This is a genomic window from Pantoea rwandensis (assembly GCF_002095475.1).
Classification (GTDB): Bacteria; Pseudomonadota; Gammaproteobacteria; order Enterobacterales; family Enterobacteriaceae; genus Pantoea; species Pantoea rwandensis.
Genome location: NZ_MLFR01000001.1, coordinates 84,616 through 99,472, shown reverse-complemented (window position 1 = coordinate 99,472; position 14,857 = coordinate 84,616). Strand labels below are relative to the sequence as shown.

Genomic DNA, 14,857 nt, shown 5'->3' with positions numbered 1-14,857 from the left:
TTAGTGCAATTCATTGGTTCAACTCACGGGTGCGGCATTTGATGATGAAATCTGCCCGCCGGGCTTTTGAATCATAAGGAATTCACCATGAGCAAACATTTTCGCTTGCAGGCGCTAAGCTTGGCCCTGCTGACAGGGATATTTAGCGCACACGCGGCAGATACGCCAGTTAAAGGCGGCACGCTGATCTATCTTGAGCAGCAACCGCACACCAACCTCTATCCGCCTGCCGGTGGTTTTTACCCTAACGGCGGCATTCTCAATCAAATCACCGATAAACTGACCTGGCAGAATCCGAAAACGCTGCAAGTAGAGCCGTGGATTGCCGAAAGCTGGAGCAGCAACGCCGATAAGACCGAATACACCTTTAAAATTCGGCCGGGCGTGACGTTTTCTGATGGCACGCCCTTGGATGCCAACGCCGTCGCCAAAAACTTTGATACTTACGGCCTGGGAAATAAAGCCCAGCGCCTACCCATTTCAGAAGTGATTAATAATTACGATCACAGTGAAGTTATTGATCCCTTAACGGTGAAGTTTTATTTCAAGAAGCCCTCACCCGGTTTCTTACAGGGCACGGCAACCATTGGATCTGGATTGGTTTCATTGAGTACCCTGCAACGAACTTTCGATCAACTGGGTGACGCTCGCCATATTATTGGCTCCGGACCTTTTGTCGTCAGTGATGAAAAATTAGGCCGTGAAGTCGACTTAACGGCACGTAAGGATTATCAATGGGGACCGAAAAATATCGCGCAACAAGGCCCCGCTAATCTCGACGGCATTAAGTTTATCGTCACCGCTGAGGACAGCGTGCGCATTGGTGCACTTTTGGCAGGCCAGGCTGATTTTATTCGCCAGGTGCAAGCTTATGACGAGAAGCAAGCACAGCAACAAAACTTCCCCATTTACGCCGCACCAACACGCGGTGTGAACGACAGCATCAGCTTCCGCCCGGACAACCCGCTGGTCAGCGACCTTAAAGTACGCCAGGCACTGCTGCATGCCACCAACGCGCAACAAGTGGTGCAGACGCTGTTCTCACCGAACTATCCGCAGGCCACTTCGGTGATTGCCAACTCTGCCGCAGGGTACGTCAACCTCGCCGACAAACTGAAATACGATCCTGCGTTATCTAAACAGCTGTTGGATGAGGCGGGCTGGAAAGTTGGTAGCGATGGTATCCGCGAGAAAGACGGCAAAAAGCTGGCATTGACCATTTACGAATCTCTGCCGCAGCCGCAAAACAAAGAAGTGCTGCAACTGGTCGCACAGCAGTGGCATCAGGTTGGTGTTGCCCTGGCAGTGAAAGCCGGTGATGCCGGTAGCGCTACGTTGGATAACCTCGACCCGCTGAAAACCCCGCTCAATGTCACTGAAGTCGGCCGTGCCGATCCGGATGTGATCAAAAGCAGTTTCTACCCAACGAACCGTAATGTGCTGCTGCAAAAAGGGGGATCCAGCGACAAGGTACAGAACTTCCGCGACGACAAGCTGAATGCGCTGTTAGTGGATATCTCTGCTGAAGTCGATCCCGCCAAGCGCCTGGCCCTGACCGGCGATGCGCAGCGCTATTTACTCGACCAGGCCTACGTTATTCCCATCTTCGAAGAGCCACAGGTGTTCGCTGGTTCGCCTTGGTTGAAGGGCGTGAGCTTTGAAGCCGTTGGTCGTCCGTCGTTCTACGGCGCGTGGCTGGAAAAACACTAAGGTAGGCTGATGATGCAACGTTCTCTGCTGCGAAGAGTGGGTCAAAGCGTGCTGGTTTTGTGGGCCGCCTTTACCCTGTCGTTCTTACTGCTGCAGGTGCTCCCCGGCGATGCGGTGCTGATTAAGTTTCAGAACCCGGATCTGGGCTTAAGCCCGGATCAGATTGCGGAAATGCGGCTGGCTTATGGCGCGGATAACCCACTGTGGCAGCAATATCTGCATACGCTACTGGCGATGCTGCGTGGTGACTTTGGCTACTCGGTGCAAGCGGGTGTGGCGGTCAGCGATCTGCTGATCAGCAATCTCCCTGCTACGCTGCAACTGGCGCTGCTGGGCTTTGCGCTCGCCACGCTGATCGCCTTTGCTCTGGCGGCCCTGTCGCGATTACCCGCACTGCGCGTACTGCGTTCGTTGCTGCAATCAGTCCCTGCGCTGTTTATTTCACTGCCCACTTTCTGGCTGGGGATCGCACTGATTCAGCTGTTCTCATTCCAACTGCGCTGGATACCGGTCATCAACCCCTCGCCCTTGCAGGGATTGATTTTGCCCGTGATCACAGTAGCCATTCCGATTTCTGCTCCGCTGGCACAAATATTACTGCGCAGTATCGATCAAGTCGCTACCCAACCCTTTGTGGCGGTAGCGCGCGCCAAAGGGGCCAGCGAAAGCCGCGTGTTGTGGCACCACGTAATGCGCAATGCGCTGCTGCCGGTGCTGAACGTAGCCGGCCTGCTGCTGGGTGAACTGATCGCTGGTGCGCTGATCACTGAAACAGTGTTTGGCCTGAGCGGTATTGGTCAGCTGACACAACAAGCCGTCAACAATCAGGATGTGGCCGTGCTGCAGGCTGTAGTGATGATCTCGGCGTTGGCCTTTGTGTTAATCAATCTGCTGGTCGATGCGCTGATGCCGTTGTTCGACCCGCGCCTGCAAGCTATCGCTGGAGGAAGCCGATGAGCCTTGTTGATTATGCCAGTGCACGACATCGCGCGACTGCAACGCTTAAAACACGCCACTGGCGCATCCAGCCGGGTTTATGGCTAGCCTGGGCTGTGATGTTGCTGGCGTTGCTGGCCGCGTTCGCCCCCGGACTGTTTACCCATTACAACCCCACTCAAGGTATACCTGGTGCGCAACGTCTGCCGCCGCAAGCGGCTTACTGGTTGGGCACCGATCAGTTAGGTCGCGATCTGTTTGCGCGCATCGTCTATGGCGCTTCACAGTCACTGGCAGCCGCGTTTGCCGCAGTGGCGATGGGATTGATTGGTGGCACCACACTCGGCGTGCTGGCTGGCGCAGTGGGTGGCCGCACCGAAAACACGCTGATGCGCCTGGTGGATGTGCTGCTTTCCATTCCCTCGCTGCTGCTGTCACTGAGCGTGCTGATCCTGCTCGGCTTTGGCACGGTTCACGCCGCACTGGCGGTGGGCATTGCCTCCATTGCCAGCTTTGCGCGTCTTGCACGAGGTGAAGTGGTTCGCGTACGGCGCAGCGAATATGTTGAGGCCGCCTATGGTAGCGGCGGCAGCTTCTGGCAGGTGTTGTGGCGTCACATCTTACCTAATTCGCTGACGGCGGTGATTGCCTTTGCTGCTTTACAGTTTGGTCAGGCGATTCTGGCGCTCTCAACGTTGAGCTTCCTTGGCTACGGTACTCCGCCACCGACGCCGGAGTGGGGACTGTTGATCGCTGAAGGGCGTAATTATCTGGCGACCGCATGGTGGCTCACCACCTTCCCCGGCATCGTGGTGGTCGCCATCGTGCTGGCCGCTAATCGCATCAGCCAGCAGATTGCCGGAGGTGACGCATGAGCGTACTACTCAGCATAGAGAACCTCACGTTGAGTTATCATCAGCGCGGCGCATGGCGCGAAGTGGTCCACAACGTCAGTTTCGAATTACAAGCGGGCGAAATGCTGGCGCTGGTGGGAGAATCCGGCTCCGGAAAAACCACCACGGCACAAGCCATTATTGGCCTGCTGGCGGAGAACGGCCGTCGTGACAGCGGCAAAATTATCCTCAACGGTGAAAACATCGCCGACTGGTCAGCGAAACGTCTGGACAGCCTGCGCGGCGTCAGCATTAGCTTAGTGCCGCAGGACCCAGGCAATTCGCTCAACCCGGTGAAAACCATTGGCGATCAGGTCGGCGAGATGCTGCAGCTGCATCAAAAGATCAGCAAACAGCAGAGACAAGAACGCGTTCTGGAATTGCTGGAAAAAGTCGGACTGAGTCACCCCGAACAGCGCATCAAGCAGTATCCTCACCAGCTCTCCGGTGGCATGAAACAGCGCGTGTTGATTGCCATCGCCCTTGCCTTAAAACCACAAATCATTATTGCCGATGAGCCCACCAGCGCGCTCGATGTCACGGTACAAAAGCGCATTCTCGATCTGCTCGATGTGTTGCGTCGTGAATCGGGTACCGCGGTATTGTTTGTCACGCACGATCTGGCCTTAGCGGCAGAGCGTGCCGATCGACTGGTGGTGTTTCGTCAGGGAGAGATTCAGGAACAAGGGATAGCAGCCCAGGTGATCAGCGCACCAAAACATCCCTATACGCGACAACTGTTGCAAGATGCCTCACCCGGCGAAGTGGCACTGGCGATGCCTTCACAGGCTAAGTTCTCCACCCCGGCGATCCAGCTTTCTGCCATCAATAAACAGTTTTCACTGGGTAAACAGCAGTTAACTGTGGCTAATCAGGTGAGCGTTACCGTCGCACGCGGTACCACGCATGCATTAGTGGGCGAATCTGGATCGGGTAAAACCACGCTGGCACGCATCTTACTGGGCTTTGATCAAGCTGACAGCGGACGCATCGTGATTGACGGCATCGATGCCAGCGCGTTGCGCGGGGAGGCACAACGCCAACTTCGCCGCAAGATTCAGTTCGTGTATCAGAATCCGTTCGCCTCGCTCGATCCACGCCAAACGCTGTTCGCCATCATCGAAGAGCCACTGCGCAACTTTGAAAAATTGTCTACCGAGGAACGCCGTCAACGAGTGGAGGCCGTGGCACAGCGAGTGGCACTTCCTGTTGAGTTGCTGACGCGTAAACCACGGGAGCTTTCAGGCGGCCAGCGCCAGCGAGTGGCGATTGCCCGGGCATTGATCCTGCAACCCGCCATCCTGGTGTTAGATGAAGCGACTTCCGCGTTAGACGTCACCGTACAGGCTCAAATCCTGCAGCTGTTGCAACAGTTGCAACAGGAACTGGGATTGACTTACCTGTTTATCACCCACGATCTCGCCACCGTACGCCGCATTGCGCATAGCGTCACCGTACTGCGCGCCGGAGAGGTGGTTGAGCAGGGTGACACTGTCACGATATTCACCACACCACAGCATGCTTATACCCGTTCGCTGATTGATGCTATTCCCACTTTTCGTCCGCTGATTAAGGAGTCCGCATGACGCGTAAACGCATTGGTTTTTTCACCCGTTTGTTGGATGACACCTCGGCGCAGCAGCGTTATCGCCTGGCAACCGAGCAGATTCAGCATGCCGAACGTTTAGGATTCGACAGCGCCTGGATAGCCCAGCACCATTTCCATGAGAAGGAAGGCGGATTGCCGTCACCCTTAGTGTTCCTCGCACACGTTGCCGCCCATACCCGCACCATACGCCTGGGGACCGGCATCATCACTCTGGCGATGGAAAACGCCCTGCGCGTGGCAGAAGACGCTTCGGTGCTGGATTTACTCAGCCATGAACGGTTAGAAGTCGGGCTTGGTTCCGGCGGCACCGCCACTTCATTCCTGCCGTTTGGTTTATCCATCGATCAGCGCGCCAGTGTGTTTGCCGACCATCTGCACACCTTGCTGAGTGCCTGGCGTGGCGACACCCTCGCGCATCCGGACAACCATCTCTACCCCGCCGCACCCACGCTGGCCCAGCGCGTATGGATTGCTACCTTCTCCGTCGAGGGAGCAGCACGAGCGGGTGCCGGTGGGCATGGTTTGATGCTGTCCCGTACACAGCCGCGCCCAGCAGGTCAGCCAGATTTACCGCTGGATGCGATCCAAAATCCCATGATCGACGCCTACCTGGCGGCTCTTCCAGAGAGTATAGCGCCACGTATTCTTGCATCGCGCACCGCTTTTGTCGCTGATTCTAATGACTACGCGCACCGTCTAGCCGAACCGGGATTAAAACGCCAGGCGGAGCAGTTTCAGTCTGCCGGACATGTGATTACCGGCAACACGCTGGAGAGCCACGCGCGACAGCTGGATGCGCACTTTGGTGATGCGCCCAGGGTACTCGCCTCATTGCTGGCTGACTCCACACTGCAACGCGTCACTGACATCAGCTTCCAGGTGCACTCTATCGACCCACCCCATGCCGATATTCTGCGCTCCATCGAATTGATCGCTGACCACATTGCCCCCGCGCTACGCGCACTTGGCGATGCCTAACCGGAGAACACCATGACTCAACCCGTAGATTTACTCGCCGCACTGGCTGATATCGATCCCGCCTCTGAGCTGGGTCAGGCACGTGCTGAACGCCACGCGGCCACTCAGCATACTCAAGGCAGTTATGAGGTCCTGTTCAGTGAAGATGATACCGATCTCCCGCAGCAATGGCGTTTTGCCTTGGCTGCACAGGTCGCCGCGTGGCACGGTGCCACCCGCTTGCAGGCGCACTATCAGCAGCAGGTCAATGACGCCCCCCATGACGCCCGCTTCGTAGCAGGCCATGCTTTTGCCGAGCTATTGAGCCTACATCCGGTTGATGCGAACCCTCAACACATTCAAAACCTGCAAAGTGTGGGTTGGACAGCGCGTGGCATCGTCACCCTCGCCCAATTAATAGCCTTTGTCAGTTTCCAAAGCCGTTTACTGTCTGGGTTACGTCTGTTCAATGGCGAACAAACAGAGACTCAACCGCATGCGGTGGCGGGGAAATGGCACGACGCGCCGTTGACACTAAGTGGTCAAACCGCCCTGACTGCCTTTACGCAGCAGGAATTAGGTTGGGAACCTTGGCTGGCGGCTAAGCCATTAAGCGAATTCAACGCAGCGGAACAGGCCACATTAGAGAAAAATGGCCACAGTGACTCCGACTATTTCCGCCTGCTGGCGCGCAATTTACCGTTGCTGGAGCAGCGTACGCGAACGGATAAAGGGATTTTTTACACGTCCGGTGGACTATCCCGTGCCGAGCGTGAGTTAGCCGCTACCGTGGTCAGCAAGGTCAATGGTTGTATTTTCTGCGCCTCGGTACATGCCCGCAAAGCCAGCCAACTGTCCAAAGATGAACCGGCGGTGCAGAAGTTACTGAATGTCGCGCCCGGCGCTGAACTGTCACACGGCCAATCAGCCCGTTGGGCGGCGATTATCGACGTGGTGGCCACGCTTTCCATCACTCCTGCGGCCACCAGCCTGAAACAACTCCAGACATTACGCGACCAGGGACTCAGTACGCTCGCCTTGCTGGATGTGATCCAGTCTGCGGCGTTTTTCGCTTGGGCCAACCGCCTGATGTTGACACTGGGCGAACCCTTTTTACCTGCACAACAAGGATGACCATGACGGAGCAACATCTTTCAGCACAGCGCTTTCACATCACCCTCACCGGCAAAGGTGCTCATGCCGCCAGGCCGCATGAGGGCATTGATGTGATTGTCATTGGCAGTCATATCATTTCCGCCTTGTATGCGCTGCCGGGACGCAGTAACACTCTTGCGCTCGGTATCACGCGGTTGAGCGCCGGTAACAGCTGGAATGTGTTACCGCAAACGGCGGAAATTGAAGGCATCGTCAACAGTCAAACCCAACAGGACCCGGCACAAATCAACGCCTTGATCGCAGGAATCGCCGCGGGTTTTGGCGCTGAAACCGCCATTAACTGGCAGCCGAACGGCACGAGTACGGCGTAATGGGTGCCGTCACGATGAGAGCAAGGAGGAAAGCAATGGCCCTATCCATACCGGTTCCACGTCTTGATCATGTCGTCATTAACGTTGCAGGCGAACTCGATGAAGCCAGTGCGCTGTTTCGACGACTGGGCTTTCAACTCACTGCACGCGGGCACCATTCTCTCGGTTCCAGCAATCATTTAGCGGTGTTCGGTGACAACTATCTGGAACTGTTGGGATTTGAGGAGGGACGTAACACTCTGCGCCAGGATCTGTGGCAATCACCCATTGGTCTCAGTGGTCTGGTGTGGAAAACCGATGATGCCGATGCGGTTTGGCGCTATCTGGAGAGTCAGGATATCGATGGCGAGCCTCCTGCTAGTTTCTTCCGTCCGGTGCAATTGCCGGATGGCAGTGAAAATCAGGCACGTTTTCGCACGGTACGCCTGCGTCCTGGGCTGGTGGCTAACGGTCGCAGCTTCTTCTGCCAACATGAAACGCCGTATGCGGTGTGGCAAGAAGCCTGGCAGCAACATCCAAATGGTGTCACCGACATCATTGAATTTGTCGTGGTAGCCCAAGATCCCGCTGCCGCCGCACAACCCTACAGTCGCTTATTTGGCGCGGATAAACTCACTGCCTGCCAGGAAGGTGCCTTTGTGTTGAAAGCGGGCATAGCCACGGTGCGCTTCGCTGCTGCAGAATACGTCACCCAGCGTTTCGCCGGTTTACCGCAAGACTACGATGGCAGCGCACGAATGGTGGGTTTAAGTCTGCGTACGCGCGACTTGCGTAAGGTGAAAGCGAGCTTGTTGCTGGGTAATGTGCCCTTCCATGAGGAGGAGACTGCCATCGTTGTTCATGCCGAACAGGCCTTCGGTGTGGCTCTGAGGTTTGAGCAGTAAACAAACGTCAAACTTGCAGGAACGCACCCGATGCGCTCCTGCAATACGCCCTATTCAATTTTCAACTGCGCGCGGACGGTGTAAAAACGGCGGTAAGCCAGGTATGCGGCGATGATGGTCGAGAGGCTGGCAGTGCCAATCAGCATGAACGTCACCATGATCTGATATTTGATCGCTTTGACCGGATCGATACCGGCAAAGATCAAACCGGACATCATGCCTGGCAAACTCACTAATCCTACGGTTTTCGCCGCATCAACCGTGGGGATCATCGAGGCACGAATGCTATCGCGGATTAACCGCGCTGAGGCCAGTTTTACCGACGCACCCAGGCTCAACATCTCCAGAATTTTTTGCTGGTTATCGCTAAAACGCTGGTTCAGATTGCTGTAACACAATCCCACCGCCACCATCGCGTTGCCCGCAATCATGCCGGAGATGGGGATGACCTGCATCGGGAGAAACTCAATCGCGCCGCTCAGCAGCAGAATCGTTAAAGTTAGTGCGGTACCGGTTGTGATGGCAACAAATGAAATCACTAACGCATTGTCGATGTTGCGGCTGCGTTTACGCGCATTCAGCGCCGCATTGACGCAGATGAAAAGCACCATCAAAATCGTCAGCCAGCGGTTGTTGAGGTTAAAAATCGACTTCAGCACGTAGCCGACGATGACCAACTGCACAATGGCTCGGCACACGCTCCAGATAATATCTTTGCTCATGCCAAGTTTCTCTTTCTGGCTGATGAGCAGCGCAATCACGACCAGCATCAGCGAAAGTAATAGTGAGCTGTCGGTAATATTATGCTGACTCATGGCTGTCTCCTTGCGCGGGCGCCACGAGTCGCAGCACCTTTTCTGCATCGCGGATCTCGTTCGCATCGTGGCTGATCCATATCACCGCCAATTGCTGCTGTTGAACGTGTTGCCGAATCAACTGCTGGATCACCTCTTTGTTCTCTTCATCCAATGCGCTGGTCACCTCATCCAATAGCAGCACTTTGGGCAAGAACTGCAGGTTGCGCAGTAAGCCCACCCGCTGTTTCTCCCCGCCGGACAGCTGCTCAATCTTTTTATCCAGCATGTCAGCAGCCAGATGTACGCGCTCTAATGATGAAACCAGCACATCGCGTGACGGTTTTTGCTGTCGAATCTGCCATGGCAGCGCCAGATTGTCGTACACCGTCTCGCCAAACAGTTGCGGCGTCTGGAAACAGTACGACACCTGCTGGCGATACCACTCTGGCTTAAGGGAAATGAGCTCACGATGCTCAAAACGAATATCACCTGCGGTAGGCGACAGCAGCGAAGCCAAAATTTTCAACAGCGTGCTCTTACCGCTGCCCGAAGGGCCCGTAAGTAACAGAAAATCACCCGCCTGTAATTGCAGTGAAACGGGGGCCAGTAAGGTTCGTCCTTGCACGGCATAACGTATCCCCTGCGCATCAAGCAGGGGAAAATCGGTGGTCATAGCGGTTCCAAAATAAGTTAAGACTTGGGTGTTTTACGTGCACCCGGTCGCGTCAAGGCGTTACTGATTTCATACAGCTTGCTCATGCTGTTCATGGTGGCAACCGGCGCAGTGGCTGCCAAGCCCAGTACCAGAATTTCCAGACAGATCATTGGCGTGGCATGCACCGGCATTTTATCCGCATCGCGGCTACGCGGTATCTCAATCGTGACATCAGACCGTTGGGCAAAAAGGCTATCGGGTGAGCCCGTCAGCACAATGATTTTCATCTCCAACTGTTGCGCTTCCGCCAGCGTGACCAATCCTTCCGGATGCGCACTGCTCTGCACTAACATGATCAACACGTCAGCATGGCGCATCTCGGCGATCTGCTCACTGAGCGCAATACCGGTGCGGTTCAGCACATAGGCTGATGTGCCATTACGTTTCAGTAACCTTGCGGTGTAATCGGCCAGTATGGCGGAAGCACCGATGCCAAAAACCGCCACGCGATTCGCCTGCTGCAGCAAATCTATCGCCTGCTGAATCGCCTGCCGATTGGCGCTGGACGCGAGCATATCGCAACTGATGCGATAGCTATCCAGCACAAAATCGACGCTGCCTTTGGCATCTTGCGATAGCGCATTGACCGTGGAAGCGACACGTGCGGGAGAACGTTGTGTTACCCCCAGATACTCAGCCATCACGATCTTCAGATCGCGAAAGCCGGAGAAACCCAGGGCTTGAATCGCTCGGATTACCGTGGCATCAGAAGTCTGAGTATCAATGGCAATACCGAGAGCGGTTTTATCTAACACCACGCTGCGGTGTTGATGGATATAGTGCGCCACCTTAAACAAACGCGGCGTGAGCTGATGTTTGCAGGCGTGAAAGCGCTCGCCATACAAGTCATACGGCCGTTTGCTGGTTTTTGGCGCAGAATCGTTCACAGAAGCCAATACCTTCGAAATAAATACGTTAGGTTACTTTACGCGGCAATATGCGGCTAAGCAATTTCATCACGGCTATCAGCTGGTGGTGACCACCTTATTCTTCTGAAAATTAAGAACACCTTAATTTAACTAAAATAACTGACAGCAAGATATCCATTCACTTTACTTGATAATGACAAACCTTAATCCGCAAAATGTAGTAAGAATAGAAAACATTCCATGAAACTACATCGACTGCTACATATCAAAAATAAACACAACAAAAACAACGCATTTAAAAACTACATCATCATCACACCTTGCACCAAATAGCCATTTCGTGCGTTTAAGCGCTTGAGGATAATATGCAAAAAAAGCGGCCATTCGTTAAAAAAATCCCCAAAACAGTGTTGTAAATGGAAATCAATCTCATTACCATCCAGCCTTCTTAATATTTCCAATTTTGATGCGGATTTTTAAAATGAAGTATCTTTGCTTATTTTCACCAGCGGTAAAATATACGCTCTCTGGCTCTCAGGTATTACTGGCTTCTACATTGCTTTACGGCTATTCCACTCAGGCGGCTGAATCCACGTTGACGGTGACGACAGCGCCTGCTTCGTCAGCCACCAGCTATAACCAGGAAGACGCAGCCGCCACCTTGCGCACCCCTACACCACGGAATGAAACACCCCAGTCGATCAGCGTGGTGACACCCCAAGTGATGAAGGATTATCAGGTCACCAGCCTTAACGATGCGGTGAAGTTCGTCAGTGGCGTGACGCAAGGCAATACCTTGGGCGGTACTGAAGATGGCTTTGTAAAACGTGGCTTTGGTTCCAACACCGATGGCTCAATTTTTATCGATGGCGTGCGCAGTAACCAGGGATTGACCATGGACGCCAGCATCGATCATGTCGAGGTGCTGAAAGGCTCCTCATCGCTGCTGTACGGCATTCTGAATCCCGGCGGCATCATCAATCTGGTGAGTAAAAAACCACAGTACGAGTGGAATACCCATATCAGTGGTGAATCCAGCAGTTACGGCGGTGGCACTGGCATGGTGGATATCACCGGGCCGCTGGGCAACGGCTTTGCCTTCCGCATGGTAGCAGAGCGCCAGCGCGAGGATTACTGGCGTAATTTTGGCGTTAACGAGCACACGTTACTCGCACCTTCACTGAGCTGGTACGGCGATCGCGCGTCATTCAACATTAGCTACGTCGAGTATAAATACGATGTGCCCTACGACCGTGGTACGGCGTTTATTGGCGGGAAACCCGTCGATATTCCTTACAACCGTCGTCTCGACGACAGTGCTAACCATGCCTGGGGCAAAAACAAGCGCCTGAACGTCTCTTACGGTTACAACCTCAATGATGTCTGGGATACGCATCTCAATTACGGTTGGATGCAACGCCGTTATGACAGTAACGAAGTACGCGCCACGGCGATCGATACCACCACCGGTATCGTCTCTCGCCGCGCAGACGCCAACCGTGGCTTCAATCACCAAACCGAGTATGTATCCTGGGATATCAGCGGTTCACCCACTATCGCGGGCATGCAGCACGACATGTTGGTGGGTGTCGATTACGAGCAGAACGAAACCTACAAAGCGCGATCCTATCGCGGCACTGTTTCACGCACCTTTAATATGTACGACCCGGTGTACGGTGAAGAGCCGATCGTCAGCGACAGCACCTATAACGATGCGCTGAGCAACCTGCGCACCAATCTTTATAGCCGCTCAGTGTTTGCCAAAGACAGCATTCACCTGACGGATAAATGGATCGCGGTGTTGGGTGGCCGTTTCCAGCGCTATACCCAAACCTCCAGCAACGGCTTTATCGATCCTGAAACCACGCTCAACGATCGCGGCAACGCTTTCCTGCCGCAGCTTGGCGTAGTGTACAAAGTGTTGCCGGACGTCTCGCTGTACGGCAGTTTCAGCAAATCGTTTACGCCATCCACGCAAACCGATGATGACGGCAATGTGGCGTCCACCGAAAAAGGCACCACCTGGGAAGTAGGTTCCAAGTGGCAAGTCGCGCCCAATCTAGCTGCCACGCTGGCGTTGTACCGCATTGATGAAGAGGACATGTCGATTTTCATTAACGGCGTGACGCGCAACATTCCCAAAGCACGCTCGACCGGTGCGGAGCTGGAGATCAACGGCGAGTTAGCGCCTGACTGGAACCTAATCGCTAACTACAGCTACGACAAAACCGAGATTGTTTCCGACAACATTAATCCTGATAACGTCGGCAACCGTCTGGTGAACGCACCGACCAATATGGGCAGCCTGTATCTCAGCCACACTCTGCGCTTCTCGTGGTTGCCAGGTGAACTGCGCCTCGGCGGCGGTGGACGTTATGTCGGCACCCGTGCTGGCGATCCAGAAAACAGCTTCGTGATGCCTGCTTATACCGTGGCCGATGCGTTTATTGCGTGGGACAGCCAGTTGATCGGCAAACATACCCAGTTAAAGCTCAACGTGAAAAACCTGTTTAACCGTGAATATTACGAATCCAGCGCCGGTAACCTGCGCGTGATTGAAGGTGAACCACGCGTGATGTATTTGCAGGCTGCCGTCGACTTCTAATCTGCTGCGCTCCGCCTTTCCCGGCGGAGCCTACTGTGAGCAACGCGATGAAAAGAGTGCTAATGACACTGCTCCTGCTATTGCCGCTGGCTTCGCAGAGCAAAACCCTGACTGATAGCCTGCAACGTCAGGTGAATGTCCCGGACAATCCACAGCGGATTGTGATTGGCGAAAGCCGGATGATCTATACCCTCGCGCTGGTGGAAGATGGTAACCCGGCTAAACGGGTGGTCGGCTGGCCAGCAGATCTACGCAATCTCGATAAGCAAACCTGGGACCGCTACGTCAAAGCTTTCCCGGCAATCGGCAACATTACCCAGATTGGCAACTCCAACTTCTCACAGCTTAATGTAGAGAAAATTATCGCGCTGCAGCCGGATTTGGTGATCCTGCCGGTGTATGCGCGTACTCCGCCCAACAACTCGCTGTTTATGCAGCAGCTACAGGCCGCGAATATCCCGGTGCTGTTTCTCGATTTTCGCGTCGACCCGCTGGCGAATACCGTTGCCAGTCTGCGTACTCTGGGCGCGGCACTCAATGATGAAGCGAAAAGCGAACGCTTCATTGCCTTTTACCAGCAGCATATGCAGCGTATTCGCGATCGCTTAGCCAACTGGCACGGCTCGCGTCCGAAAGTGATGTTGCAATTACATCTGGGTAAGAAAGCCGAATGCTGTACACAGTGGCGCATGGCAATCTGGCGGATTTGATCGCCTTCGCCGGAGGCGACAACATTGCCGCCGGACGTTTCCCCGCCGTGTTTGGTCAGCTCAATCCGGAAGCGGTGATTGCCGCTAATCCCGATCTCTATATCGCCACCGGCTCTTCAGGCCCGGAAGAAACCACCGCACTGCAACTCGGCCCATTGGTCAATGCGGAACAAGCCAAAACCACCTTTCTGCGGGCACTGGCGCAAGACAGCACAGTCTCAGCCCTGCCTGCCGTGCAGCAGCAGCGCGCCGCCGCCTTCTGGCAAAATTTCTACATGAGCCCATGGCACCTGCTGGCCGCCGAATTTTTTGCCAAAACCTTCCATCCACAACTGTTCCACGATCTGTCACCCGATGACACGCTGCGGGAGATGAACCAGCAATTCCTGCCCATCCCGGAAACAGGCACTTACTGGACGCACAATTGATTTTTCGCGGCAACTGACGCACAGGGTTTAGCCCTAAGGTTGCGTTAATCTTGGTTCGCGAAAATAGCCTCATGACCACGAGGATATTTTTATGAAATCGATGTTTGTTCGTCCCGCCAGTGAGTATCTGGCGATTGTAGTGACCCTGTTCGCTGTCGTGAGTTTTCTGACAATTTGGTTCACCCGCTAAAACGCCACGCTGTGGCGTTTTTCTTTTTGTAACCCACTGAAGAAACTGTGCATCTGAAGATGACAAA

Annotated in this window: 12 protein-coding genes and 1 pseudogene; 10 read left to right on the top strand and 3 right to left on the bottom strand. The window is 54.5% G+C overall.

From position 1 onward, the window contains the following. The first annotated feature begins 87 nt into the window (after window positions 1-87). The 8 genes from HA51_RS00480 to HA51_RS00445 are packed head-to-tail and all read left to right on the top strand — an operon-like array spanning window position 88 to window position 8,476. A complete protein-coding gene (locus tag HA51_RS00480) occupies window positions 88-1,710 on the top strand; it encodes a TIGR04028 family ABC transporter substrate-binding protein (protein ID WP_084931164.1) in 1,623 nt (540 codons plus the stop codon). Between the two features lie 12 nt (window positions 1,711-1,722). Beyond that, window positions 1,723-2,667 (top strand): ABC transporter permease, encoded by a 945-nt coding sequence (locus HA51_RS00475; protein WP_211282895.1) that lies wholly within the window; start codon window positions 1,723-1,725, stop codon window positions 2,665-2,667. After that, entirely contained in the window at window positions 2,664-3,521 is an 858-nt protein-coding gene (locus HA51_RS00470; RefSeq protein WP_084931162.1) for an ABC transporter permease, read from the top strand. The genes HA51_RS00475 and HA51_RS00470 overlap by 4 nt, the downstream gene beginning before the upstream one ends. Next, entirely contained in the window at window positions 3,518-5,125 is a 1,608-nt protein-coding gene (locus HA51_RS00465; protein WP_084931161.1) for a dipeptide ABC transporter ATP-binding protein, read from the top strand. Before HA51_RS00470 ends, HA51_RS00465 begins: the two co-directional genes overlap by 4 nt. Beyond that, window positions 5,122-6,126 carry a putative FMN-dependent luciferase-like monooxygenase gene (locus tag HA51_RS00460; RefSeq protein ID WP_084931160.1) on the top strand — a complete coding sequence of 335 codons (1,005 nt, stop codon included), beginning with the start codon at window positions 5,122-5,124 and terminating at the stop codon, window positions 6,124-6,126. Before HA51_RS00465 ends, HA51_RS00460 begins: the two co-directional genes overlap by 4 nt. A 12-nt stretch (window positions 6,127-6,138) precedes the next feature. Then, complete coding sequence (locus tag HA51_RS00455; RefSeq protein WP_084931159.1) at window positions 6,139-7,239, top strand: alkylhydroperoxidase domain protein; 1,101 nt, start codon at window positions 6,139-6,141, stop codon at window positions 7,237-7,239. Window positions 7,240-7,241: 2 nt separating this feature from the next. After that, window positions 7,242-7,592, top strand: coding sequence for a peptidase dimerization domain-containing protein (locus HA51_RS00450; RefSeq protein WP_245840111.1), 351 nt, complete (start codon window positions 7,242-7,244; stop codon window positions 7,590-7,592). Between the two features lie 35 nt (window positions 7,593-7,627). Next, window positions 7,628-8,476: a VOC family protein gene (locus tag HA51_RS00445; protein ID WP_084931157.1), complete on the top strand. Its 849-nt coding sequence runs from the start codon at window positions 7,628-7,630 to the stop codon at window positions 8,474-8,476. Window positions 8,477-8,526: 50 nt separating this feature from the next. Here HA51_RS00445 and fetB read toward each other — a convergent pair whose 3' ends face one another. From fetB to HA51_RS00430, 3 genes are read right to left on the bottom strand one after another with little or no spacing between them, the layout of a single operon-like run. Then, the gene (gene fetB, locus HA51_RS00440; protein ID WP_084931156.1) at window positions 8,527-9,291 is read right to left on the bottom strand and encodes an iron efflux ABC transporter permease subunit FetB; all 765 of its coding nucleotides are present in this window, start codon (window positions 9,289-9,291) and stop codon (window positions 8,527-8,529) included. Next, complete coding sequence (gene fetA / locus HA51_RS00435) at window positions 9,278-9,946, bottom strand: iron efflux ABC transporter ATP-binding subunit FetA (RefSeq protein ID WP_084931155.1); 669 nt, start codon at window positions 9,944-9,946, stop codon at window positions 9,278-9,280. The genes fetB and fetA overlap by 14 nt, the downstream gene beginning before the upstream one ends. Before the next feature lie 17 nt (window positions 9,947-9,963). Next, window positions 9,964-10,875 carry a MurR/RpiR family transcriptional regulator gene (locus tag HA51_RS00430; RefSeq protein WP_084931154.1) on the bottom strand — a complete coding sequence of 304 codons (912 nt, stop codon included), beginning with the start codon at window positions 10,873-10,875 and terminating at the stop codon, window positions 9,964-9,966. A gap of 463 nt (window positions 10,876-11,338) precedes the next feature. Here HA51_RS00430 and HA51_RS00425 point away from each other — a divergent pair, with 463 nt between their 5' ends. Then, window positions 11,339-13,462 carry a TonB-dependent siderophore receptor gene (locus tag HA51_RS00425; protein WP_084931153.1) on the top strand — a complete coding sequence of 708 codons (2,124 nt, stop codon included), beginning with the start codon at window positions 11,339-11,341 and terminating at the stop codon, window positions 13,460-13,462. A gap of 47 nt (window positions 13,463-13,509) precedes the next feature. Continuing rightward, a pseudogene (locus HA51_RS00420) lies at window positions 13,510-14,600 on the top strand (ABC transporter substrate-binding protein). Window positions 14,601-14,857 lie beyond the last annotated feature (257 nt).